The organism is Streptomyces sp. NPDC086023, from assembly GCF_044540325.1.
In the GTDB taxonomy this organism is placed as follows: domain Bacteria; phylum Actinomycetota; class Actinomycetes; order Streptomycetales; family Streptomycetaceae; genus Streptomyces.
The window spans coordinates 188,454-212,176 of the sequence record NZ_JBITRX010000001.1 but is presented as its reverse complement, the minus strand read 5'-3'; the positions used below and the strand labels follow the sequence as shown (position 1 = coordinate 212,176).

General features: G+C 75.0%; 17 protein-coding genes. 3 read left to right on the top strand and 14 right to left on the bottom strand.

Annotated elements, in window-relative coordinates:
• Positions 1-271 precede the first annotated feature (271 nt).
• Positions 272-901, bottom strand: coding sequence for a pyridoxamine 5'-phosphate oxidase (gene pdxH, locus ACIF6F_RS00995; protein ID WP_399940497.1), 630 nt, complete (start codon positions 899-901; stop codon positions 272-274).
• Positions 902-1,303: 402 nt separating this feature from the next.
• On the opposite strand from pdxH, the gene ACIF6F_RS00990 reads away from it, so the two are divergent.
• The gene (locus tag ACIF6F_RS00990; protein ID WP_399939362.1) at positions 1,304-2,410 is read left to right on the top strand and encodes a citrate synthase 2; all 1,107 of its coding nucleotides are present in this window, start codon (positions 1,304-1,306) and stop codon (positions 2,408-2,410) included.
• 58 nt (positions 2,411-2,468) lie between these two features.
• On the opposite strand, the gene ACIF6F_RS00985 is transcribed toward ACIF6F_RS00990, so the two are convergent.
• The 8 genes from ACIF6F_RS00985 to ACIF6F_RS00950 all read right to left on the bottom strand — a co-directional run bounded on the left by ACIF6F_RS00985 (position 2,469) and on the right by ACIF6F_RS00950 (position 12,353).
• Positions 2,469-3,089, bottom strand: coding sequence for a TetR/AcrR family transcriptional regulator (locus ACIF6F_RS00985; protein WP_399939359.1), 621 nt, complete (start codon positions 3,087-3,089; stop codon positions 2,469-2,471).
• Positions 3,077-3,853: an enoyl-CoA hydratase family protein gene (locus tag ACIF6F_RS00980; protein ID WP_399939357.1), complete on the bottom strand. Its 777-nt coding sequence runs from the start codon at positions 3,851-3,853 to the stop codon at positions 3,077-3,079. The genes ACIF6F_RS00985 and ACIF6F_RS00980 overlap by 13 nt, the downstream gene beginning before the upstream one ends.
• A 118-nt stretch (positions 3,854-3,971) precedes the next feature.
• Positions 3,972-5,156: an acyl-CoA dehydrogenase family protein gene (locus tag ACIF6F_RS00975; RefSeq protein ID WP_399939354.1), complete on the bottom strand. Its 1,185-nt coding sequence runs from the start codon at positions 5,154-5,156 to the stop codon at positions 3,972-3,974.
• Positions 5,153-7,123, bottom strand: coding sequence for a biotin carboxylase N-terminal domain-containing protein (locus tag ACIF6F_RS00970; protein WP_399939351.1), 1,971 nt, complete (start codon positions 7,121-7,123; stop codon positions 5,153-5,155). The genes ACIF6F_RS00975 and ACIF6F_RS00970 overlap by 4 nt, the downstream gene beginning before the upstream one ends.
• A gap of 8 nt (positions 7,124-7,131) precedes the next feature.
• Positions 7,132-8,730, bottom strand: coding sequence for an acyl-CoA carboxylase subunit beta (locus ACIF6F_RS00965; RefSeq protein WP_399939348.1), 1,599 nt, complete (start codon positions 8,728-8,730; stop codon positions 7,132-7,134).
• A 105-nt stretch (positions 8,731-8,835) separates the two neighbouring features.
• Positions 8,836-10,866, bottom strand: coding sequence for an acyclic terpene utilization AtuA family protein (locus ACIF6F_RS00960; RefSeq protein WP_399940494.1), 2,031 nt, complete (start codon positions 10,864-10,866; stop codon positions 8,836-8,838).
• 67 nt (positions 10,867-10,933) lie between these two features.
• Entirely contained in the window at positions 10,934-11,728 is a 795-nt protein-coding gene (locus tag ACIF6F_RS00955; RefSeq protein ID WP_399939345.1) for a TIGR03084 family metal-binding protein, read from the bottom strand.
• A gap of 148 nt (positions 11,729-11,876) precedes the next feature.
• Positions 11,877-12,353, bottom strand: coding sequence for a hypothetical protein (locus ACIF6F_RS00950; RefSeq protein ID WP_399939342.1), 477 nt, complete (start codon positions 12,351-12,353; stop codon positions 11,877-11,879).
• A 232-nt stretch (positions 12,354-12,585) separates the two neighbouring features.
• Here ACIF6F_RS00950 and ACIF6F_RS00945 point away from each other — a divergent pair, with 232 nt between their 5' ends.
• Positions 12,586-14,238, top strand: coding sequence for a CocE/NonD family hydrolase (locus ACIF6F_RS00945; protein WP_399939340.1), 1,653 nt, complete (start codon positions 12,586-12,588; stop codon positions 14,236-14,238).
• 125 nt (positions 14,239-14,363) lie between these two features.
• On the opposite strand, the gene ACIF6F_RS00940 is transcribed toward ACIF6F_RS00945, so the two are convergent.
• From ACIF6F_RS00940 to ACIF6F_RS00930, 3 genes are all read right to left on the bottom strand, one after another.
• Positions 14,364-15,377: an EamA family transporter gene (locus tag ACIF6F_RS00940; RefSeq protein ID WP_399939337.1), complete on the bottom strand. Its 1,014-nt coding sequence runs from the start codon at positions 15,375-15,377 to the stop codon at positions 14,364-14,366.
• 92 nt (positions 15,378-15,469) lie between these two features.
• On the bottom strand, positions 15,470-17,551 hold the full coding sequence (locus ACIF6F_RS00935; RefSeq protein ID WP_399939335.1) for a protein kinase: 2,082 nt from the start codon (positions 17,549-17,551) through the stop codon (positions 15,470-15,472).
• 39 nt (positions 17,552-17,590) lie between these two features.
• A complete protein-coding gene (locus tag ACIF6F_RS00930) occupies positions 17,591-20,335 on the bottom strand; it encodes an FAD-binding and (Fe-S)-binding domain-containing protein (RefSeq protein ID WP_399939333.1) in 2,745 nt (914 codons plus the stop codon).
• Positions 20,336-20,420: 85 nt separating this feature from the next.
• Between ACIF6F_RS00930 and serC the strand changes: the two genes are divergently transcribed.
• Positions 20,421-21,539: a phosphoserine transaminase gene (gene serC, locus ACIF6F_RS00925; RefSeq protein WP_399939331.1), complete on the top strand. Its 1,119-nt coding sequence runs from the start codon at positions 20,421-20,423 to the stop codon at positions 21,537-21,539.
• Between the two features lie 198 nt (positions 21,540-21,737).
• Here the strand turns inward: serC and ACIF6F_RS00920 are convergent, their stop codons facing one another.
• Positions 21,738-22,535: a hypothetical protein gene (locus ACIF6F_RS00920; RefSeq protein ID WP_399939329.1), complete on the bottom strand. Its 798-nt coding sequence runs from the start codon at positions 22,533-22,535 to the stop codon at positions 21,738-21,740.
• 100 nt (positions 22,536-22,635) lie between these two features.
• Positions 22,636-23,664: a WD40 repeat domain-containing protein gene (locus ACIF6F_RS00915; protein ID WP_399939326.1), complete on the bottom strand. Its 1,029-nt coding sequence runs from the start codon at positions 23,662-23,664 to the stop codon at positions 22,636-22,638.
• Positions 23,665-23,723: the final 59 nt, after the last annotated feature.

Below are 23,723 nucleotides of genomic sequence, written 5' to 3'. Positions count from 1 at the left end.
CTCGCCGGCACGTCCGGCCGGCTTCTCTCACTGCAGGAGAGAACCCCGAGCCCGCGGGTCGCCCCCTTTTTTGGGCTCCTTCGCCTCCGGGCGCCTGAATGCCGGGGTGGGGGGGGGGGGGGGGGGGGGGGGGGGGGGGGGGGGGGGGGGCGCCCCCCCCCCCCCCCCCCCCCCCCCCCCCCCCCCCCCGCCCCCCACCCCAGCGCGCCCTTCGGCTCTCTCGCCGTGCGGCTTCGGCGGGGGACGGCCGGGAGTCTGGTGGACCGGCTCCTTACGGCTGGAGCCGCTCCACCCGCCAGGCTCCGCCCTCGGCCTCGCGTACGTAGCGGAGGCGGTCGTGGAGGCGGTTCTCGTGGCCCTGCCAGAACTCCACCGCCTCCGGTACGACGCGGAAGCCGCCCCACTCCGTCGGTACGGGGACCTGCTCGCCCTCCGGGTAGCGTGCGGTCAGCTCGGCATAGCGCGCGTCCAGGTCCGCCCGCGAGGCGATCACGGTGGACTGCTCGCTCGCCCACGCGCCCAGCTGGGAGCCGTGCGGCCGGGAGCGGAAGTAGGCGGCCGTCTCGTCGCGGCCGACCCGGGCCGCGGTGCCGGTCACCACGACCTGCCGGGCGATGGGGTGCCAGGGGAACAGCAGCGCGACGTGCGGGTTCTCCGCCAGCTCCCGGCCCTTGCGGGAGCCGTAGTTCGTGTAGAAGACGAAGCCCCTGGAATCGAACTGCTTGAGCAGCACCGTGCGCGAGCTGGGCCTGCCGTCCGCCGTGGCGGTCGAGACGACCATCGCGTTCGGTTCGAAGACGTGCGCGTCGGCGGCCTGCTGGAACCAGCGGGCGAACTGCTCCATCGGGTCCGCTGCGAGATCGGCCTCGAAGACGATCTCGGAGCGGTACTGCTTGCGCATGACAGCGGGATCAAGGTCCTGGTTCGGCACACCGCCATCCTGCCCCAGTGACGCTCCCTACCCCGCCCGGGGTCCGCCCACGCCCCTCGGGCGCCCGCGGCCGGTGTGCCACACGTCACGCTTCCGCGCGCCTGGCCCAACGTACAAAATCTTGAGGCTGGGCCGCCTCCTGCGGCCGATTCCCGCGATGGGCCTCCTCCCCGGAATCCCGTCCCGGTGTTCGGCATCGGCCGCACGGGGCATGACGGGGTTGACCACCCGCACCGCGCAGCGTGCGGAAGCGTACAAAGGTGTACGCACCCGCCAGATCCTTACGCCTGTTCACAGCCGGACCGCACAGCCGGCCCGTAGGCAGCCGTTCTGGTCACAGCCGTTCGCCGCACTACCTTGAGGAGCCGCCTGATGTCCGACTTCGTACCCGGACTCGAAGGAGTCGTCGCGTTCGAGACGGAGATCGCCGAGCCCGACAAGGAAGGCGGCTCGCTGCGCTACCGCGGTGTCGACATCGAAGACCTGGTGGGCCACGTCTCCTTCGGGAACGTGTGGGGCCTGCTGGTCGACGGTGCGTTCAACCCCGGTCTGCCCGCCGCCGAGCCCTTCCCGATCCCGGTGCACTCCGGTGACATCCGCGTGGACGTCCAGTCCGCGCTCGCCATGCTCGCCCCCGTGTGGGGCCTGAAACCGCTGCTGGACATCGACGAGCAGACCGCGCGCGACGACCTCGCCCGGGCCGCCGTGATGGCCCTGTCGTACGTCGCCCAGTCGGCCCGCGGCCAGGGCCTGCCGATGGTCCCGCAGCGGGAGATCGACAAGGCCGACTCCGTCGTCGAGCGGTTCATGATCCGCTGGCGCGGCGAGCCGGACCCGAAGCACGTCAAGGCCGTCGACGCCTACTGGACCTCGGCCGCCGAGCACGGCATGAACGCCTCGACGTTCACCGCCCGGGTGATCGCCTCCACCGGCGCCGACGTCGCCGCGGCCCTGTCCGGCGCCGTGGGCGCCATGTCCGGTCCGCTGCACGGCGGCGCGCCCTCGCGCGTGCTGGGCATGATCGAGGAGATCGAGCGCACCGGCGACGCCGTGGCGTACGTGAAGAAGGCCCTGGACAAGGGCGAGCGCCTGATGGGCTTCGGCCACCGCGTCTACCGCGCCGAGGACCCGCGCGCCCGCGTGCTGCGGCGTACGGCCAAGGAGCTGGACGCGCCGCGCTACGAGGTGGCCGCCGCCCTGGAGAAGGCCGCGCTGGAGGAGCTGCACGCCCGCCGCCCCGACCGCGTGCTGGCCACGAACGTGGAGTTCTGGGCCGCGATCATGCTGGACTTCGCGGAGGTCCCGGCGCACATGTTCACCTCGATGTTCACGTGCGCGCGCACCGCCGGCTGGTCCGCGCACATCCTGGAGCAGAAGCGGACGGGCCGCCTGGTCCGGCCGTCGGCGCGGTACATCGGCCCGGGCCCGCGCGACCCGCGCCAGATCGAGGGCTTCGGGGACATCGCCTCGACCGCCTGACCGGTCTCCGTTGCGTACGGCGCGCCGCATCCCCTCCGGATGCGGCGCGCCGTCGCGTTCAGGGGCGGGGGGCGGGTACGAGGGCCAGGTCGACCAGCGCGGACCACTGGGCGACGACCCGGGCGCGCCGGGCGGCGTCGTCGGTGAGGACGTTGGCCAGGCCCAGGCCGCGGGCCATGTCGAGCAGGCCCTGGACGGTCTCCCTGACGCCCGGTACCGCCTCGTCGGCGCCCAGCAGCTCGACGGCTATCCGGTGGGTCTCGCGGCCCACCCTGGCCTCCAGCTCGGTGACCCGGGGGCGCAGCTGCTCCTCGTTGGAGGCGGCGACCCAGAGCTGGAGCGCGGCCCGGAAGAGGGTGCCGGTGTAGAGGTCGACCAGGGCCCCGACCACGGCGGGCCGGGCGGCCGGCCCGTCGGCGAAGAGGCCGCGGAGGGCTGCGGAGCGCTCCTCGGCGACGTACTCGACGGCGGCGGTGAAGAGGTCCTCGCGGGTGGGGAAGTGGTGCTGGGCGGCGCCCCGGGAGACGCCGGCGCGCTCGGCGACGACGGCGACGGTGGAGCCGGCCCAGCCGTGTTCGGCCAGGCAGGCCACGGCGGCCTCCAGGAGGCGGCGGCGGGTGGCGCGGCTGCGGTCCTGCTTGGGGGTGCGGTCGGGGACCGGGGCGGTCACGACACCCATGACGGGCTCCGGCGCTCGAAGCGGGCGGTGATGCCCTCGCGGGCCTCCTCGGAGGCGAAGAGGGCCGCGGACAGTGCGGTCAGCCGGTCCGCATCCCGGTCGAAGGCGGCTCGTACCTCGGCGGTGACCAGCTTCTTCGTCTCGGCCAGGCCCTGCGGGGAGGCCTTGCGCAGGCCGTCGAGCACGGGTGCGAGGGCCACGTCGACGGGGTTGGCGGGGGCGCCGGCCCCCGGGGTGCCCGCGTCGGCGTCGGCGGACAGGGTCAGCAGGCCGATGCGGGCCGCCTCGGCGGGGCCGAAGGGCTCGGCGGTGAGGAAGTAGCGCGCCGCGGCCCGCGGGTCCAGGCGGCACAGCAGCGGGACCGAGATGACGGCCGGGGCGAGCCCCAGGTGGGTCTCGGTGAAGGCGAACGTGGCCCCCGGGCCCGCCGCGGCGATGTCGCAGGCGCCGAGCAGGCCGAGGCCGCCGGCCCTGACGTGGCCGGTGACGCGGGCGACGACGGGCCTGGGCAGCTCCACGACCTCCCGCATCAGCGCCACGAAGTCCTCGGGGTCGCACGGCGACTTGAGGTCGGCACCCGCGCAGAAGGTGTTCCCGGTGTGGGTGAGGACGACCGCCCGGACCGCCGGGTCCTCGCCCGCGGCGGCGAGCGCGGCGCGGAGTTCCCCGACGAGGGCCGCGGAGAGCGCGTTGCGGTTGGCCGGTGAGTCGAGCGTGAGCGTCGTGACGCCGCTCGCTTGCGCGGCGCTGACCAGGGGGTCCATGCCGGTGTCCTCCGGAGATGTGCGGGTGGCGACGGAATCCTGCCGGGGAGCGTACGCGGGCCCCCGGGCCCGGGCCCGGGCGGGCGGGGGTTGCCGGGAGACCCGCGGGGGGTGCGGCTCAGTAGGACTTCGGGAGCCCCAGGGTCTGGTGCGAGACGAAGTTCAGGATCATCTCCCGGCTGACCGGGGCGATCCTGGCCACCCGGGAGGCGGTGATGAGCGAGGCCAGCCCGTACTCGCGGGTCAGGCCGTTGCCGCCCAGGGTGTGCACGGACTGGTCCACGGCCTTCACGCACGCCTCGGCGGCCGCGTACTTGGCCATGTTGGCGGCCTCGCCGGCGCCCATGTCGTCGCCCGCGTCGTAGAGGTGGGCGGCCTTCTGCATCATCAGCCGGGCCAGCTCCAGGTCGATGTGGGCCGCGGCGAGAGGGTGGGCGAGGGCCTGGTGCGAGCCGATCGGCTGTTTCCAGACCTGCCGGGTCTTCGCGTAGTCGACGGCCTTGGCGAGGGCGTGGCGGCCCATGCCGATGGCGAAGGCCGCCGTCATGATGCGTTCGGGGTTGAGCCCTGCGAAGAGCTGGACGAGGCCGGCGTCCTCCTCGCCGACGAGGGCGTCCGCGGGCAGCCGTACCTCGTCCAGGACCAGCTCGAACTGCTTCTCCGCGGCGTGCAGTTCCATGTCGATCGGCGAGCGGCCGAAGCCGGGGGTGTCCCGCGGGACGATGAACAGGCAGGGCTTGAGCCGGCCGGTACGGGCGTCCTCGGTACGGCCGACGATCAGCGTGGCATCCGCGATGTCGACCCCGGAGATGAAGACCTTGCGGCCGGTGAGGACCCAGTCGGTGCCGTCCCGGCGGGCCGTGGTCGTGATGCGGTGGGAGTTGGAGCCGGCGTCGGGTTCGGTGATGCCGAAGGCCATGGTGCGGCTGCCGTCGGCCAGACCGGGCAGCCAGGCGCGCTTCTGCTCCTCGGTGCCGAAGCGGGCGATGACCGTGCCGCAGATGGCCGGCGAGACGACCATCATCAGCAGGGGACAGCCGGCGGCGCCCAGCTCCTCCAGGACGATGGAGAGTTCGGCGATGCCGCCGCCCCCGCCGCCGTACTCCTCGGGGAGGTTCACGCCGAGGTAGCCGAGCTTGGCGGCCTCGGCCCACAGTTCGTCGGGGTGGCCGCCCTCGGCGGCCACCTTGGCGAGGTACTCGCGGCCGTAGCGCCGGCCGAGGGCGGCGACGGCGGCGCGCAGCGCCTTGTGCTCTTCGGTTTCGAGGACGGTGCCGGTCGGGGTACCGGGGGCGGTGCTCATGGCTGCGTTTCCTCCAGGACTACGGCGAGTAGGGCGCCCACCTCGACCTGGTGGCCGGGGGCGGCGTGGAGTGCGGTGAGCGTGCCGGAGGCGGGGGCGACGATGCGGTGTTCCATCTTCATGGCCTCCAGCCAGAGCAGTGGCTGGCCGGCGGTGACGGCGGCGCCGGGGGCCAGCCCCTCGGCGACGCGGACGACGGTGCCGGGCATGGGGGCGAGCAGGGATCCGGGGTCGGTGCGGTCCTCGGGGTCGGCGAAGCGGGGCAGGGCGGTGAGGGTGTGCGAGCCGAGCGCCGAGTCGACGTACACGGCCCCGGTGTTCGAATTGTGTTTCACGTGGAACATCCGCTGGACGCCGTCGACTTCGAGGGTGACCAGGTGCGGGGTGACCGCGACGACCCGGACGTCTTCGTGCCCCTCGGCGGGCTCCGGGCCGGTACGGGTGTGCCGGTAGCGGATCTCGTGTTCGGTGCCGGAGGGCTCGGCGCGGTAGCGGCGGAGCTGCGGCTCGGAGGGTACGTTGCGCCAGCCGCCGAGCCGGGCGGCGACGCCGGCGCCCTGGGCGGGCAGGGCCTGGGCGAGGGCGGCCGCCAGGGCCGGGAGCGCGGCGTCGGGGGTGCGCTCGGTGAGGGCGGCGAGGTGGCGGTCGTAGAAGCCGGTGTCCAGGCGGGCGGCCCGGAACTCCGGGTGGCGCAGGGACCGGACGAGGAGGTCCCGGTTGGTGGTCAGGCCGTGGATGCGGGCCCGCTCCAGGGCGCCGGCGAGGACCCGTACGGCTTCGTCCCGGGTGGGGGCGTGGGCGATGACCTTGGCCAGCATCGGGTCGTAGTGGATGCCGACCGGGTCGCCCGCGGCGTAGCCGGCGTCGACCCGGACCCCGTCGGGCACGTCGAGGGTCTCCAGCGTGCCGGTCTGCGGGCGCCAGCCGCGGGCCGGGTCCTCGGCGTAGAGGCGGGCCTCGACGGCGTGGCCGGAGGGCTCGGGCGGGGTCAGGGGCAGCGCGTGACCCTCGGCGACGCGGAGCTGGAGGGCCACGAGGTCGATGCCGTGGACGGCCTCGGTGACGGGGTGCTCCACCTGGAGGCGGGTGTTCATCTCCAGGAAGTACGGGCGGCCGTCGGCGGTGACGAGGAACTCGACGGTGCCGGCGCCCTGGTAGGAGACGGCACGGGCGGCGGCGACCGCCGCCTCGTGGAGCGCGGTGCGCAGGCCGGCCGGGAGGCCGGGGGCCGGGGCCTCCTCGACGACCTTCTGGTGGCGGCGCTGGAGGGAGCAGTCCCGGGTGCCGAGGGCCCAGACCGTGCCGTGGGCGTCGGCGAGCACCTGGACCTCGACGTGCCGGCCGCGTTCGACGTAGGGCTCGGCGAAGACCTCGCCGTCGCCGAAGGCGGCGGTGGCCTCGGCGGAGGCGGCGGCCAGTTCCTCCTTCAGGGCGTCGAGGTCGCGTACCACGCGCATCCCGCGGCCGCCGCCGCCCGCGGCGGCCTTGAGGAGGAGGGGCAGGTCGGCGGCGGTGGCGGCGGCCGGGTCGACCGGTTCCAGGAGGGGGACGCCGGCGGCCCGCATCAGCTCCTTGGCGCGGGTCTTGGAGGCCATGGCCTCGATGGCCGCGGGCGGCGGGCCGATCCAGCACAGTCCGGCGTCCTGGACGGCGCGGGCGAAGTCGGCGTTCTCGGAGAGGAAGCCGTACCCGGGGTGGACGGCGTCGGCGCCCGCCGCCAGGGCGGCCTTGACGACCAGGTCGCCGCGCAGGTACGTGTCGGCGGGCGCGGCGCCGGGGAGCCGGACGGCCGCGTCGGCCTCGCGGACGTGCAGGGAGCCGGCGTCGGGGTCGGCGTACACGGCGACGGTGGCGAGCCCGAGGGTGCGGGCGGTGCGGAAGACGCGGGCGGCGATCTCGCCGCGGTTGGCGACGAGGAGGGAGGTGAGGGGGGTCGCGAGGGGGGTGGTGTCTGGTGTCGTGGTCATCTGCGGGCTCACATCCGGAAGACGCCGAAGCCGCCGCGGGCGCCCTCGACGGGGGCGTTGTGGAGGGCGGACAGGCACAGGCCGAGGACGGTGCGGGTGTCGCGCGGGTCGATGACGCCGTCGTCGTAGATCCGCCCGGACAGGAAGAACGGCAGGGACTCGGCCTCGATCTGCTGCTCGACGAGGGCGCGCAGCCCGGCGTCGGCCTCGTCGTCGTAGGGCTGTCCCTTGGCGGCGGCGGAGGCGCGGGCCACGATCGAGAGCACGCCGGCCAACTGCTGCGGGCCCATCACCGCGGACTTGGCGCTGGGCCAGGCGAAGAGGAAGCGGGGGTCGAAGGCGCGGCCGCACATGCCGTAGTGGCCGGCGCCGTAGGAGGCCCCCATGAGGACGGAGAGGTGTGGGACGCGGGAGTTGGAGACCGCGTTGATCATCATGGCGCCGTGTTTGATGATGCCGCCCTGCTCGTACTCCTTGCCGACCATGTAGCCGGTGGTGTTGTGGAGGAAGAGGAGGGGGATGTCGCGCTGGTTGGCGAGCTGGATGAACTGCGCGGCCTTCTGCGACTCCTGGCTGAACAGCACGCCGTGGGCGTTGGCGAGGATGCCGACGGGGTAGCCGTGGAGTTCGGCCCAGCCGGTGGTGAGGCTGGTGCCGTAGAGGGGCTTGAACTCGTCGAAGTCGGAGCCGTCGACGATGCGGGCGATGACCTCGCGCGGGTCGAAGGGGGTCTTGAGGTCGGCCGGGACGATTCCGAGGAGTTCCTCGGGGTCGTACTTCGGCGGCTCGGCGGGGCCCGGATCGGGGTGCGCCTTGCGGTGGTTGAGCCGGGCGACGATACGGCGCGCCTGTCGGAGCGCGTCGCGCTCGTCGAGGGCGTAGTGGTCGGCGAGGCCGGAGGTGCGGGCGTGCATGTCGGCTCCGCCGAGTGACTCGTCGTCGCTCTCCTCGCCGGTGGCCATCTTCACGAGCGGCGGACCGCCGAGGAACACCTTGGAACGGTCCTTGATCATCACGGTGTGGTCGGACATGCCGGGGATGTAGGCGCCGCCGGCGGTGGAGTTGCCGAAGACCACGGCGATGGTGGGGATGCCGGCGGCGGAGAGCCGGGTGAGGTCCCGGAAGATCGCGCCGCCGGGGATGAAGATCTCCTTCTGGGAGGGGAGGTCGGCACCGCCGGACTCGACGAGGCTGATGCAGGGCAGCCGGTTCCGGAGGGCGATCTCGTTGGCGCGGAGCGCCTTCTTGAGGGTCCAGGGGTTGCTGGCGCCGCCGCGGACGGTGGGGTCGTTGGCGGTGATCAGGCACTCGGTGCCCTCGACGACGCCGATGCCGGTGACCATGGAGGCGCCGACGGGGTGGTCGCTGCCCCAGGCCGCGAGGGGGGACAGCTCCAGGAAGGGCGTGTCCGGGTCCAGGAGCAGCTCGATGCGCTCGCGGGCGAGGAGCTTGCCGCGCCTGCGGTGGCGCTCGGTGTACTTCGGGCCGCCGCCGGCCAGCGCCTTGGCGTGCTCCTCGTCGAGGTCGGCGAGTTTGGCGAGCATCGCGGTGCGGTTGTCCGCGTAGGCGGGGTCGCGGGGGTCCAGGGCGGTGCGGAGCCGGGTCACTGCGTGGCCTCCGGGGGTGGTGTGCCGTTGGGTTCGCGGGGCGGGGGGTGGGCGGTGCGGTGGCTGCGGCGCGGGGGTTACTGCGGGGTGCCTGCGGCGCGGGGGTTACTGCGGGGGCGGGGGCTGCGGGGGCGGGGGCTGCGGGGCGAGGTGGGACGGTACGTCGACGTGCCGGGCGCGGAGCCATTCGCCGAGGGCCTTCGCCTGCGGGTCGAAGCGGTGCTGGGCGGCTGCGCCGTCGCCGAGGAGGCCGGTGATGACGAAGTTCAGGGCGCGGAGGTTCGGGAGTTCGTGCCGGGTGACGTGGAGGGGGGCGGTCTCCGGGAGGAGCTCCTTGAGGCGGGGGACGGTGAGGGTGGCGCGGAGCCACTCGTATGCGGGGTCCGTTTCCGTCCAGAGGCCGAGGTTGGCGTCGCCGCCCTTGTCGCCGCTGCGGGCGCCGGCGATGCGGCCCAGGGGGATGCGGACGGTTTCTGTGCCGGTGCCCGTGCCGGGGGCCGGGGGTTCCGGGTGCGGGTCCGTGCCGGTGCCCGTGCCGGGGGGCGCCGCTTCCGAGTGCGGGTTGTTGCCGGGTGCGGGTCGTTGCCCTGCGGGGCTGTCCCCTACCCGCCCTTCCTCCGTTCCCCGGGCTCCGCCCGGACCCGTTGCGGGGGCTCCGCCCCCGTACCCTCCCCCAGCTACCGCTGGGGGTGCCCCCAGCTCCTCAAACGCCGGAGGGGCTGGACTCGCCGGTGGCGCTGGATACCCCTGCGGCGCGGATGCCTGGGCCGCGGGCTCCGCTCGGGTCCCGCCCGCGTGCCCCGCGGTGCGGTCGCCCTCAGGCGCCGGGGCGACCGGCGCGGCGGATGCACCCACCGGTGCGGGGGCGACCGGCGTGGCCGGTACACCCACGGGCGCCGGGGCGACCGGCGTGGCCGGTGCACCTGCCGGTGCGGGGGCGATCGGCACGGACGTGCCGTTCGGGAGGACTGCCCGGTGGGGCGGGGTGGTGGACGGGATCAGCGGGGACGCGAAGGTGCCGTAGGGGGTGGGCGGGGCGGGTGGGCTCGTCACGTGGAAGCCGGGATAGCTGGCGAGGGCCAGTTCGATGGCCTTCGAGGTGAGGGGGCGGCCCACCTTGGCCGGGTCCGGGTCCTTCACCGTGAGGCGCAGCAGCGCGCTCGCCGTTTCCTGGGTGGCCGCGTCCTCGTGGTCCGTGCGGGCCAGGGTCCATTCCGCCGAGGCGATGCCGGCCAGCGCGTCCGCCAGCTGGGCCTTCAGCAGGGCCGCCTTGGCCTCGACGTCCAGGCCGGTCAGTACGAAGACGACCTCGTTGCGCCAGCCGCCGATGCGGGTCAGACCCAGTTTCAGGGTGCCGGGGGCGGGCTCCCCCCGGGTGCCCGACACCAGGACCCGGTCCGGGCCCTGCTGCGTGAGCCGCACCGTGTCGAGGCGGGCCACCACGTCGGGGCCCAGGTACCGGGCGCCCTGGGTCTCGTACAGCAGCTGGGCGGTGACCGTGCCGGTGTTCACCACGCCGCCCGTGCCCGGGTGCTTGGTGATGACCGCGCTGCCGTCCCGGGCCACCTCCGCCAGCGGGAAGCCCGGCCGCCGTACGTCGTGGCCGGTGAAGAGCGCGTAGTTGCCGCCGGTCGCCTGGGTGCCGCACTCCAGCACGTGCCCGGCCACCACCGCCCCCGCCAGCGCGTCGTAGTCGTCCCGCGCCCAGTCGAAGAACCACGCGGCCGGCCCGCTGACCAGCGCCGCGTCCGTCACCCGGCCGGTGACGACCACGTCCGCGCCGGCCCTCAGGCACTCGGTGATCCCCCAGCCGCCGAGGTACGCGTTGGCGGTGAGGGCGTCCTCGTACGGCATCAGGTCGTCGCCCTCGACGTGCGCCACCGCCACCGGTACGCCCAGCCGGGCGGCGAGCCCGCGGATGGCGTCGGCCAGTCCGGCGGGGTTCAGGCCGCCCGCGTTGGCCACCAGGCGGACGCCCCGGTCGACGGCCAGGCCCAGGCTCCCCTCCAGCTGCCTGAGGTACGTCTTCGCGTACCCCAGCGCGGGGTCCTTCAGACGGTCGCGGCCGAGGATCAGCATCGTCAGTTCGGCGAGGTAGTCGCCGGTCAGCACGTCCAGCGGGCCGCCGGTGAGCATCTCCGCCACGGCGTCGAAGCGGTCCCCGTAGAAGCCCGAGGCGTTGCCGATGCGCAGGATCCGGTCGTCAGGCACCGCGCCGCTCCCGGCCCTGGCCCGCCGGGCCCGCGAAGGCCTGGGCGATGTCCAGCCAGCGGTCCGCCTCCGCGCCAGAGGCCGTCACGGCGAGGTCCGCCCGGTGCGCCCGCCGGGTCACCAGCAGGCAGAAGTCCAGCGCCGGTCCGGTGACCCGATGCTCCGCCTCCGGGGGCCCGTACGCCCACAGCTCCGCGCCGTCCGGCGAGGTGAGTTCCACCCGGAACTCACCCTCGGGCGCGGGAAGTCCGTGTACCGCGTAGGCGTAGTCGCGGGCCCGCACTCCGATCCGGGCCACGTGCCGCAGCCGTGCGGTCGGGACCCGGACGGCGCCCAGCGCGTCCGCCACGTCCTGGCCGTGCGCCCAGGTCTCCATGAGGCGGGCGCCCGCCATGGAGGCGGCCTTCATCGGGGGCCCGTACCAGGGGAACCGCTCCCCCGCGGGCGCCTTCGTCAGGGCCGCGTCCAGCTCCGCGCGCCCGGCCCGCCAGCGGGTCAGCAGTTCGGCGGGCGGCAGGGCGGCTCCGGCCTCGGCGCCCTCGTCGACGAAGGTGTCGGGCCTGCCCAGGGCCTCCGCGGCCTGGCGTGCGAAGCCGTCGGCGTCGGTGAGGGCGAGAAGGGCCGCCCGGTCGGTCCACTCCAGGTGGGCGATCTGGTGGGCGACCGTCCAGCCGGGCGCGGGGGTGGGCCGGGCCCACTCCTCGGCGCCCAACGCGCCGACGAGCCGGTCGAGTTCCTCCCCCTCGGCACGCAGGTCGGCGATCACCAAGGACAACGGATCGGGCACGGCGGACTCCCCCACGCGGACGGCGACACGACGGTGTGCCCCGAAGCGTGGCAGCGGGCCAAGAAACAATCAAGCGTGCTTGCATTATTTTTTGCCCCGCATTCCCCCGGGGCGCCCGCCGCACCAACTCCCCTGCGGGGGCGGCGAGTCAGCCCGTGAGGCCCTCCGGCAGCGAGTCCGTCAGGTACGCCGCCAGGTCGGGCTCGCCGGACAGCATGTGCCGCACCCACGCGTTCCGCTCGTGGCCGATGGGCGGGAGCTCCCACACGCACCCGATCAGCGAGCGGTCCAGCCGGACGAAGTGCGTGCTGTCCCGGTCCGGGCAGCCCAGCACCGGCTGGCCCGCCGCCCCGCCCGCGAAGTGCAGGACGTTGTCCCACACCCAGCTGTAGACGTTGAGGTACGCGCCGTCGTCCCCTCCCCTGTGGAGGACGACGAAGCTCACGGGCGGCGTGCCGTCCGGCTCCGGCAGCGTCGCGAGCAGCTCGGGCAGGAACGCGTAGGCGGCCTTCTCGACCTCGGGCTCGATTCCGGCCGGGTCTCCGGTGACGTGGTAGCGCTTCACGAGCCGGCCCTCGACCTCGACGGGCCCGGGGACGCTCAGGTGCTTCTCCTGGAATGCCATGCGGGGACCGTAGGGGCGCTTCCCTGACATCTCCCGTCAGGAGATCCGCGCGCGGATCCGCGGGTCCGGCGCGACCCCGTGGCGCGTCGGCCGACACGCCCGGCCGGAGGATCCGGTTCCGGCCAGATCCGTAAAACTGCCGACACTTCCGGGCGAGGGTCCGCCCATACTGGGCCCGCTCCGCACACGGAGCGATCACGCCGTTGCTCACCGTAGAGGAATGGACCGCGACATGACCTCCGCAGCAGCACAGCAGCCGATCCCGCTCTACCCCCAGCTCGACGAGGCCGCACTACGCGCCTTCGTGGCCGCCCTGCAGAGCGGCGACACCTCCGGGCTCGCGCCCGCCCGGGCCGCCGAGGTCGACCAGGCCCGCTCGCTGCTCACGTTCGTCCCGGTCGAGGTGGAGGGCGCGGCGGACCCCGCCACCGGCGAGGCCGCACGGCTCGACGCCGCGCTCTGGCGGCACACCGGTCCCGAGCCGCGGGCGGTCGTCGTCATGCCCTCGCCGTGGACGGACCTCGGCTGGCTCGCGTACGCCGTCCAGGCCACGGCCTTCGCGGCCAAGGGGTACAACGTCCTGGCCTACACCGCCCGCGGCTTCGGGCGCTCCGGCGGCGAGGTCGACGTGGCCGGCCCGCTCGACGTCGAGGACGGCACCCGGGCGCTGGACTTCCTCATCGAGCGGACTCCGTCCGGGGTCACGGCGGCCGGCTTCCTCGGGGACAGCTACGGATCGGGCATCAGCCAGCTGGTCGCGGCGCACGACACCCGGGTCGACGCGGTCGTCGCGATGAGCACCTGGGGCGACCTCGGGGAGGCCTTCTACGAGAACACCACCCGGCACGTCGCCTCGGTGACCGCCCTGCTGAACGCCGCGAGGAACGCCCGGCTGAGCCAGGAGACGGCGGCCGTCTTCGCCGACGTGCTGAACAACCGGAACATCGAGGCGACCCTGGCCTGGGCCGCCCGGCGCTCGCCCCTCACGTACGCGGGCGAGCTGCGCGAGCGCCGGGTCCCCGTCTACTTCGCCCACGCCTGGCACGAGACGCTCTTCCCGGTGAACCAGACGCTGCGGATGTTCGAGGCGCTGACCGGCCCCAAGCGCCTCGACCTGTCCATCGGCGACCACTCCTGTCCGGAGATGAGCGGGATCATCGGGCTGCCGAACCGGATCTGGTCGAACGCCCACCGGTGGCTCGACCAGCACCTCAGGGGTGAGGACACCGGCATCGGCGCGGAGGGCCAGATCCTCAGCCAGGTGATGTGGAACAAGACCCTGGAGGACCGCCCCACCTGGACGGCCGTGACCACGCGCCGCCAGCGGGTGTACCTGACGGGCGGCGCCGCGGGCGGCACGCTGGCCGACAAGCCCGAGACCGGCTGGACCATCGAGGCGCTGACCGGCATCGACACCCCCGCCACCGTGGCGGACGCGATCATCACCACCGGGTACGACGAGATCGCCGGCCGTCCGAAGACCTACCCCGCCGAGGGGATCAGCCACGACGTGGCGGCCGTCTGGACGGGCGCGCCGCAGGACGCGGTGCTGCGGCTGCGCGGCATCCCGAGGCTGCGGCTGAGCTGCGCGGCGGCCACACCGCGGGCCACGTTCGTCGCGTACCTGCTCGACGTGGCGCCGGACGGGACCGGGCACATCGTGACGCACGCGCCGTTCACCCGGCTGCAGGGCGACCCGGAGAGCCCGTACGCCGCGGAGGTCGAGCTCCAGGCCACGGCGTACGACGTGCCTGCGGGGCACCGCCTGATGCTGGTCGCGGACACGGTCGACCCCTTCTACGGGGGCGCGAACCTGCCCCGGGGGACGCTGCGGTTCGGCTCCTCCGACGAGGACCCGGCCTTCCTGGAGCTGCCGCTCGGCTGAGCCGTACGCGGTGCCGCCGTCGGCCGGGCCGGGCCCCCGGCGACGGCGCGCCGGGCCGTGGCCGCTGGTGCGGGCGACGGCGTGCCGGGCCGTGGCCGAGCCGACCCGCGGTCAGCCCTCAGCCCTCAGCCCTCGCCCGTCGGCGGCAGCCGCTTGGCCTGCGAGCGCACCGCGCCCATGCTGGCCGCGATGACCAGGGCGATGGCGAGCGCGTCGGTGAGGGAGAGCCCCTGGCCCAGTACGAGGAAGCCCGCCGTGGCCGCGATGGCCGGCTCCAGGCTCATCAGCACCGCGAAGGTGGGCGCCGGCAGCCGCCGCAGGGCCAGCAGCTCCAGCGTGTACGGCAGGACCGAGGACAGCAGCGCGACACCGAGGCCCAGCGCCAGCGTGCCCGGCACCACCAGCTTGGCCCCGGCCTCGGCGATGCCCAGCGGAAGGCTGATCACCGCGGCGAAGGCCATCGCCAGGGCCAGCCCGTCGGCCTGCGGGAAGCGGCGCCCCGTACGGGCGCTGAAGACGATGTACGCCGCCCACATCGCGCCCGCGCCGAGGGCGAAGGCGGCACCCAGCGGGTCGAGCGAGCCCATCCCGGACCCGCCGACGCCGCCGAGCAGCGCCACTCCGCACAGGGCGAGCCCCGCCCAGAGCAGGCTGGACAGCCGCCGCGAGGCGAAGACCGACAGCACCAGCGGGCCCAGCACCTCCAGCGTGACGGCGGGGCCGAGGGGGATGCGCTCGACGGCCTGGTAGAAGAGGCCGTTCATGCCCGCCATGGCCGCGCCGAAGGCCAGCACGGTGGTCCAGTCGGCGCGCGAGTAGCCGCGGATCCGCGGCCGGCAGATCAGCAGCAGCACGACGGCCGCCGCGACCAGCCGGAGCGAGACCACGCCGGCCGCTCCGGCGCGGGGCATCAGCGTGACCGCGAGCGCCGCACCGAACTGCACCGAGACGCCGGCGGAGATCACCAGCGCGACCGGGCCCAGCCGCCCGGGACCGCGGCCCCGGAGGCGCCCGGCGAGCCGGCCGAGCCCGGCAGCCGGGGAGGTCCCGGCGGTGCCGGCGGCCCCGGTGGTCCCGGCCGTCCCGATGGTGGCGGGGGCGGCGGCGGGCGCGGGGGCGGGCGCGGCGGAACGGGTCATTCCACCATGCTAAGCCCGCCGTAAGGAGCGTGGCTCCATGTTTTCCCTTACATGGCGGCCGGCCACCCCCGCGCCTCCCCGCGCCTCAGCCCTCAGTCCGTCTCGGGCTCCAGCGCGCCGCGCCATACCGTCACGTCGACCTTGGAGTGCCTGCTCGGGTCGTCCTGGCCCGACATTCCCCGGTAGGTGACCAGCGCGATGTTGCCGGACTTGGTGCGCAGGCAGATCTGGTCACCCCGCGAGAGGGTCTCCGCGAGGATCTTGTTGGTGAACCGGGTCGCCTTGCGGCAGGTGTCGAGCGAGCCCTTCTCCGCCGAGTCGAGCAGCACCATCTTGGTGACGTACGAGGTGAACTTGCAGCCGTCGGAGCTGCCGCACGAGAAGTTCAGGTCGTCGCTGAACTGCGAGTCGCGGGGCGTGAGCGGGTCGTCCCCGAGCTCGATGTGGTAGCCCGCGGGGAACTCGAAGTTCGCGTACGTGGCGGGCTTCGGGTCCGTGCGCGGCCGGGTGCTCCCGCCGGCGGAGGGGTTCCGGCTGCCGCTCGCCGAACCGCCGCCGCTGCTCGCCGCGGAGCTGCCACCGGTGCGGCGCGCCGCGTCGTCGTCCTTGCCGGCCAGGTTGGCCAGGGCGGCGCAGCCGCCCAGCAGCAGGACCAGGCCACCGAAGATCGAACCCAGCACGATGCCGGCCCGCTTGGCGTCGGAGGCCCGCGGGGCGGGCGCGGGCGCGGGCGCGGGGACCGCGTAGCCGCCGGTCCCGGCGCCCGGGTACGGGGTCTGGTACGGGTTCACCGGCGGCGGGGTGTGGTGCGCCACCGGCGGGGGCGTCGGGTAGGCGCCGGGCGCGCTCGGCGGCGGCGTCGGGTACGTGCCCGGCGCGCTCGGCGGCGGCGTCGGGTGGGCTCCGGCCGCGGGGTGGGCCGGAGCAGTCCGCTGGTGGGCGGGACCGGCCTGGGTCGGCGTGGCGTACGGGGCCGCCGCGGCCTGAGCGGCGGCTGCGGCCGCCGGCGCCGCGGCCGGCATCGGGGGCACGCCCGGGGCCGCGGCGGCCGTCGGCACCGCACCGGCCGGGGCCGTGGCCGAGGCGTCGGCGGGCGCCGGAGCCGTGGCCGGAGCCGTGGCCGGAGGCGTCGGCGGAGGCGTCGGCGCACCCTGAGCCGGCACCGTCGGCACCGGACCGCCGACCTGCCCCCCAGCCTGACCACCGGCCTGACCGCCGACCGGCCCCCCGACCGGCCCCCCCACCGGACCGCCCACCGGACCCGGCACGATCCCGACCCGCGAGGTGATCCCCGCCGCGACGCCGCCCGGCAGCCAGTCCTCGGGACGGCGCAGCTGCGTCTGGCCGTCCGCCGCCCGGCACAGCTCCAGCACCTCGGCGAGCGAGGCCCGGTCGGCGGCGTCCTTGGCGAGGCACCGCTCCACCAGGGGCCGCAGCTCCTCCGGCAGGCCGGTCAGCCGCGGCTCCTCGTGCACGATGCGGTACAGGACGCCGTGCGAGGGGCCCTCCCCGTACGCGGGGGCGCCCAGGGCGGCGTACGCGGCGACCTGGCCCAGCGCGAAGATGTCGGTGGCAGGCCCGATGCGGCCCCCGGCGGCCTGCTCGGGCGCCATGAAGGAGGGCGTGCCGATCGCGACCCCGCTCGCGGTGAGGGAGGTGGCGTCCGCGGCCCGCGCGATGCCGAAGTCGATGACGCGGGGCCCGTCGGAGGCCAGCAGCACGTTCGACGGCTTCAGGTCCCGGTGCACGATGCCCGCGCCGTGGATGACCTGGAGCGCCTCCGCGATCCCGGCGGCCAGCATCAGCACCGTGCGCGCGGGCAGCGCGCCGTGCTCGGCGACGGCCGCGGCAACCGTGGGCCCGGGCACGTACGCCGTGGCCAGCCAGGGCACCGGGCCGTCCGCGTCCGCGTCGATGACCGGCGCCGTGAAGAGGCCCTGCACCCGCTGCGCGGACTGCACCTCCTGCTTGAACCGCCGCCGGAACTCGGCGTCTTCGGCGAACTCCGGCCGGATCACCTTGATCGCGACCGGCCGCCCGCCGGGGGTGTGGGAGAGGTACACCTTGCCCATGCCGCCCGAGCCCAGCCGGGCCGCCAGCCGGTATCCGGCCACCATCTGCGGATCGTCCGCCTCAAGCGGCTGGAAGATCCCGTCAGTTGCCGACCCGCTCATCCCTGCGCCCCCTTCACGCCCGTGTGTTCAGGCGTCACCCTATTGCTCCCGCGGCACTTCCCCCGCGTCGAGCGCGGAAGCGAGCAACTCGGCCAGGTGGAGGGCCCGTCGCCCGCCGAGCTGGGCGAGCTGCGTACGGCAGGAGTAGCCGTCGGCGAGTACGGCGGCCCGCGCGTCCGCCGCCCGGACGGCGGGCAGCAGCCGCTCCTCCGCACAGTCCACCGACACCCGGTAGCGCCCGGCGCCGCGCTCGAAGCCGAAGTTCCCGGCCAGCCCGCAGCAGCCGCCCTCCAGCTCCCCGGTCAGGCCGGCCCGGTCGCGCAGCCGGCGGTCCGCCGCGTCGCCCAGCACCGCGTGCTGGTGGCAGTGGGTCTGGCCGGTCACCGGGCGGTCCAGGCGCGGGGGCGCCCAGTGCGGCGCGTACTCCTCCAGGGCCTCGGCGAAGGTCCGTACCGCCGCGGCCAGCCGGGCCGCCCGCGGGTCGTCGCGCAGCAGCTCCGGCAGGTCGCCCCGGAGCGCGGCGGCACAGCTGGGCTCCAGGACCACCACGGGCGGCCCCGCCTCCAGCACCGGCGCCATCACGTCGAGGGTGCGGCGCAGCACGGCCCGCGCCCGGTCGAGCCGCCCGGTCGACACGTACGTCAGCCCGCAGCAGACCCGGCCCGGCGGGAGGCCGGCCGGCAGCCCGGCGTCGGCGAGGACCCGTACGGCGGCGTGGCCCGCGCCCGGCGCGAGGTACTCGGTGAACGTGTCGGGCCACAGCACCACCTCGCCCGGGCCCTCCGGCCGCCAGGCCCGCGTGAACGGCACCCGGGCCGGCGCCGGCAGCTCCCGCTCGGGGGTGATCCCGCCCAGCCGCTTGACCAGGGAGGACAGCACCGGCGTCCGCCCGGCCGCACCCACCAGCGGCGCCAGCCGGAGCGCCGCGGCCAGACGCAGCCACCCGGGCAGCCCGCCCATCGCGTAGTGGGCGGCCGGCCGGATCCGCCCGGCCCAGTGGCGGTGCAGGAACTCGGCCTTGTACGCGGCCATGTCGACCCCCACCGGACAGTCGCTCAGGCACCCCTTGCAGCCCAGGCAGAGGTCCAGCGCCTCCCGCACCTCCACCGACCGCCACCCGTCGGTGACCACCTCGCCGGCCAGCATCTCGTGCAGCAGCCGCGCCCGGCCCCGCGTGGAGTGCCTCTCCTCGCCGGTCACCCGGTACGAGGGGCACATCACCCCCGGCCCCGGCCCGGGCGTACGGCACTTGGCCACCCCGACGCACCGGCCCACCTCCCGCGCGAACTCCGTGGGCGGCAGCACGGTCAGCCGCAGGCCCTCGTCCAGCGGCTCCGGGCGGACCAGCACCCCCGGGTTCATGCCGCCCTCGGGGTCCCACAGGTCCTTGTACGCGCCGAAGACCCGCACCACGTCGTCCCCGTACATCTTCGGCAGCAGCTCCGCCCGCGCCCGGCCGTCCCCGTGCTCTCCGGACAGCGAGCCGCCGTGCGCCACGACCAGGGAGGCCAGCTCCCCGGAGAAGGCCCGGAAGCGGCGCACGCCCTCGGAGGTGACCAGGTCGAAGTCGATCCGCACGTGGACGCAGCCCTCCCCGAAGTGCCCGTAGGGGACGCCCCGGAGGCCGTGCGCGGCCAGCAGCGCCCGGAACTCCCGCAGGTACGCGCCCAGCCGGGCCGGCGGCACCGCGCAGTCCTCCCAGCCGGGCCAGGCCATCTCCCCGCCGGGCAGCCGGGTGGCCGTACCGGCCGCGTCCTCCCTGATCCGCCACAGCGCCCGCTGCCCGCCCCGGTCGGCCACCACCGCCGCGTCCACCGCGTCCGCCGCCCGCACCAGGGCCCGGGCCGTCCCCGCGTCCGGCATCTCCACGAACAGCCAGGCGCCCCCGCGCGGCAGCCCCGCCGCACCCCGCACCAGGTCGGCGGCCATCCCCTCCACGGTCAGCGGCCCGAAGGGCAGCAGCCCGGCCGCCGCATCGGCCGCGGCGCTCTCGTCCGCGTACCCGAGCACGACCAGCACCGGCTCCGCCGGCACCTCGACCAGCCGCACCACCGCCTCGGTGACCACCCCGAGCGTGCCCTCGCTCCCGCAGAACGCCCGCGCCACCTGCGCCCCGCGCTCGGGCAGCAGCGCGTCCAGCGCGTAGCCGGAGATGCGGCGCGGGAAGTCGGCCGGCATGCCGGTGCGCAGCAGCGCGAGGTTCCGGTCGACCAGCTCGCGCAGCCCGGCGGGCGCGTCGGAGAAGCCCCGGGAGAGGCGGTGCCGGCCGCCCCCGTAGGTGAGGACGTCCAGTTCGGCGACGTTGTCCGCGGTGGTCCCCCAGGCCACCGAGTGCGCCCCGCACGCGTTGTTGCCGATCATCCCGCCGAGGGTGCAGCGGGACCAGGTGGACGGGTCGGGGCCGAAGGTCAGCCCGTACGGGGCGGCCGCGGCCCGCAGCGCGCCGAGCACCAGACCGGGCTGGACCACGGCCGTGCGCGCCTCCGGGTCCAGCCGCACCAGCGCGGCCATGTGCCGCGTGAAGTCCAGCACCACACCGGTGCCGACGGCCTGGCCGGCGATGGACGTGCCGCCGCCCCTGGGCACCACGGGCACCCCGGCCTCACGGCACACCCGCAGCGCCTCGCGCACGTCCGCCGCGTCGCGCGGGGCCACCACGCCCAGCGGGACCCGCCGGTGGTTGGAGGCGTCCATGGTCACCAGGGCGCGGGCCGATACCCCGAAGTCCACTTCGCCCCGGACCGTCCCCCGCAGCGCCCGTTCCAGTTCCACCGTGTCGGTCACCCGTCCATCCTGCCGCCCTGCACGGCTCGTCTCATCGGGTGGACGCGCGGCCGACGGGAGGGTTCCGACCGGATACGCTCCGCTCGTGGCTGAGATCCAGATTCCCGCTGACATCAAGCCCGCCGACGGACGATTCGGCGCGGGCCCCTCCAAGGTGCGGACGGAAGCGCTGGACGCGCTGGCCGCCACCGGAACCTCCCTGCTCGGTACCTCCCACCGCCAGGCCCCGATCAAGAACCTCGTGGGGTCCGTGCGCGACGGCATCCGGGACCTCTTCTCGCTCCCCGAGGGCTACGAAGTGATCCTGGGCAACGGCGGCTCCACCGCCTTCTGGGACATCGCGACCCACGGTCTGATCGAGCGGAAGTCCCAGCACCTGACCTTCGGTGAGTTCTCCTCGAAGTTCGCCAAGGCCGCCAAGCTGGCGCCGTGGCTGGACGAGCCGAGCGTGATCTCGTCCGACCCGGGCACGCACCCCGATCCGGTCGCCGAGGCGGGCGTGGACGTGTACGCGTACACGCACAACGAGACCTCCACGGGTGTCGCCGCGCCGGTCAAGCGCGTCGCGGGCGCCGACGAGGGCTCCCTCGTGCTGGTCGACGCGACCTCCGGCGCGGGCGGCCTGCCGGTCGACATCACCGAGTCGGACGTCTACTACTTCGCCCCGCAGAAGTCCTTCGCCTCCGACGGCGGGCTGTGGCTCGCGGCGTTCTCGCCGGCCGCGCTGGAGCGCGCCGCGCGCGTCCACGCCTCCGGGCGCCACATCCCCGAGTTCTTCTCGCTGCCGACCGCGATCGACAACTCGCTGAAGAACCAGACGTACAACACCCCGGCGTTGTCCACCCTGTTCCTGCTGGACCAGCAGCTCAAGTGGATCAACGGCCAGGGCGGCCTGGACTTCGCCACGCAGCGTACGGCGGCCAGCGCGCGGACCCTGTACGGCTGGGCCGAGGAGTCGAAGTACGCCACCCCGTTCGTGACGGACGCGGCCAAGCGGTCCGCGGTCATCGGCACGATCGACTTCGCGGACGAGATCGACGCCGCCGCGATCGCCAAGGTGCTGCGCGCCAACGGCATCGTGGACACCGAGCCGTACCGCAAGCTCGGCCGCAACCAGCTGCGCATCGCGATGTTCCCGGCCATCGACCCGGCGGACGTCGAGGCGCTGACGAAGTGCATCGACTACGTGATCGAGAAGCTCTGACGGCTTCCCCGAACCGTACGGTCCGGAGCCCCCGGTGACGCCTGGTCACCGGGGGCTCCGGCGTTCCCGGAGGCCCGAGATCAGCGGTTCCGCCGTCGCGGGAAGGACAGGAGGCAGGCCGAGTCGTACGGTAAAGCCGTACGACTGGCCGCACCCCATGCGACCCGTCCGCGGCTATCGCACCTCCGGCTGTCGCGCTCACGAGACCGGCAGCTTCGGCGCCTCCACCGGGAGCTTCGGCGCCTCGACGGGCAGCTTCGGTGCCTCGACGGGCAGCTTCGGTGCCTCGACGGGCAGCTTCGGCAGGCCGGGCAGGTCCGGCACGGGCAGGCCGGCGCCGAGCAGCAGGGCCAGCACGGTGTTGACCAGGCCGGTCACCACCTCGGTGACCTTGCCGACGGCGTCGGCGGAGCAGCCGCAGGGGGCGGAGGCCTTGGCGAGCCCCTCGACGGACTTCACCAGGTTGTCCAGGGCGGTGGTGATCAGGTCGAGCGGAGCGGCGGCGCGGGCCTGGCCCGCCACGGCGGCGACCGGCAGCTTCGGCGCCTCGACGGGCAGCTTCGGTGCCTCGACCGGCGTCTTCGGTGCCTCAACCGGTAGCTTCGGCGGGTCCACCGGCAGCTTCGGCGGGTCCACGGGCAGGTCCACCGGGGGCTTGGGCACCTCCACCGGCGGCGCCGGCAGCGAGGCCTTCAGCTTCTCGACCGCGGCCTTGACCGCCGCCACGTGTTTGTCGAGGTCCGCCTGCGGCAGCTTGCCGTCGTCCGCCTTCAGCACCGCGGTCAGCAGGTCCGTGACGGGCGTCAGCAGGCCCCCGACGGCCCCCAGCGCCTGCACCTGCTTGAGCAGGGCGTCCGCCCCCGGCAGGGGCGCGGCGGCCCGGGCCGCCAGGGCGGGCCGCTCGGGGGCGCCCGCGGCACCGGCGAGGCCGGGTGACGCGCCCAGCAGGGCCAGGGACAGGGCGGCGGGCAGGACGAAACGCGTAGTGGTACGCAACAGGCTCTCCTCCTCGGGGAGTGGACGTTCAGTCACCACTCACGAGCAGTCGGCCCGACCCCGCAACCGGGGTGCGCCAGTCACGTGAAAGACCGTCAGGTCAGTCACCCCGACGCAGCAAGCGCCGCATCGCCAGCAGCGCGGCCGCGCCGAGCACCAGGACCACGGCACCCACGGTGAAGCCTCCGCCGCCCTCGGCCGCCGCACCACCGGTCCCCCCGGCCGCGGCCGCCGCACCCGGCTTCGCGCCCGGCCGCGTGGCGTCGGGCGCACCGCCCGACGCGCGCCCCGGCACCGGCACCGCCACCACCCGGCTGCCCTCGCCCTCCGAGCCGAACATCAGCGTGGAGCCGTCGGGCGAGTACGCCACCGCCTCGGCCTGGCCCTGGAAGGGGGCGTTCACCCGCTCGCCCTCGCCGACCGTCCGGCCGTCCTTCCAGCGGTAGGTCTCGGCGAAGAAGTAGCCGCGCAGGGCCAGTTGGCTGCCGTCGGGCGAGAAGGCGCCGTCCGTCACCCACGGCACGTCGCCCACCCGGCGGAACACGTTCGTGCCGGAGGCACTGAGCCGGGCCGGACCCTCGTACAGGTGCCCCGAGTCCTCGCTCTTGCTCGCGATGTACACCCGTCCGGTCACGGGGTGCACCATCAGCGCCTCGGCGTTGCGCGCACCGTCCGCGTAACGGACCGTGAACTGGGTGGCCTTGACCGCCGCGTCGGCCAGCCGGTCGGGCTCGGGCAGGCGGTAGATCCAGACGTGCTTCCAGGAGCCGTCGGCGTTGTCCCCGATGTCACCGACGTAGAGGTTCCCGTCCGGCCCGAGGGAGATCCCCTCGACGTCACGCGGGCGGCCCACGCCCGTCATGGTGATCCGGGCGACCGTACGGCCGCTGGCCGAGTCCACCGCGTACAGGTAGGGCCCGTCCTCGCTGTCGTTGTGCGTCCAGTACACGCCGGGGTGCTTCCTGCTGGCCGCGAGGCCGCTGGACTCCTTGATGCGCGGGTCGGAGATCGTGAAGGAGGAGGTGCCGGGGCCCTCCGCCCCGTCGGCGGCCAGGGCCGCCGACGGGGACGACAGGACCGCCGGGACCAGGACGGCCGCACACAGGACGGGACGCAGAAGACGACGCATCCCCCCAGCCTGCCACCCCCGCGGGGTGTCCAGGCTCACAGCACGGCCCCGGGGGCGAT

Excerpts from the sequence above, each read along its gene's own strand:
- pdxH (WP_399940497.1), bottom strand. The coding sequence starts at position 901 with ATGCGCAAGCAGTACCGCTCCGAGATCGTCTTCGAGGCCGATCTCGCA.
- ACIF6F_RS00990 (WP_399939362.1), top strand. The coding sequence starts at position 1,304 with ATGTCCGACTTCGTACCCGGACTCGAAGGAGTCGTCGCGTTCGAGACG.
- ACIF6F_RS00985 (WP_399939359.1), bottom strand. The coding sequence starts at position 3,089 with ATGGGTGTCGTGACCGCCCCGGTCCCCGACCGCACCCCCAAGCAGGAC.
- ACIF6F_RS00980 (WP_399939357.1), bottom strand. The coding sequence starts at position 3,853 with ATGGACCCCCTGGTCAGCGCCGCGCAAGCGAGCGGCGTCACGACGCTC.
- ACIF6F_RS00975 (WP_399939354.1), bottom strand. The coding sequence starts at position 5,156 with ATGAGCACCGCCCCCGGTACCCCGACCGGCACCGTCCTCGAAACCGAA.
- ACIF6F_RS00970 (WP_399939351.1), bottom strand. The coding sequence starts at position 7,123 with ATGACCACGACACCAGACACCACCCCCCTCGCGACCCCCCTCACCTCC.
- ACIF6F_RS00960 (WP_399940494.1), bottom strand. The coding sequence starts at position 10,866 with ATGCTCACCGGCGGCCCGCTGGACGTGCTGACCGGCGACTACCTCGCC.
- ACIF6F_RS00950 (WP_399939342.1), bottom strand. The coding sequence starts at position 12,353 with ATGGCATTCCAGGAGAAGCACCTGAGCGTCCCCGGGCCCGTCGAGGTC.
- ACIF6F_RS00945 (WP_399939340.1), top strand. The coding sequence starts at position 12,586 with ATGACCTCCGCAGCAGCACAGCAGCCGATCCCGCTCTACCCCCAGCTC.
- ACIF6F_RS00940 (WP_399939337.1), bottom strand. The coding sequence starts at position 15,377 with ATGACCCGTTCCGCCGCGCCCGCCCCCGCGCCCGCCGCCGCCCCCGCC.
- ACIF6F_RS00935 (WP_399939335.1), bottom strand. The coding sequence starts at position 17,551 with ATGAGCGGGTCGGCAACTGACGGGATCTTCCAGCCGCTTGAGGCGGAC.
- ACIF6F_RS00915 (WP_399939326.1), bottom strand. The coding sequence starts at position 23,664 with ATGCGTCGTCTTCTGCGTCCCGTCCTGTGTGCGGCCGTCCTGGTCCCG.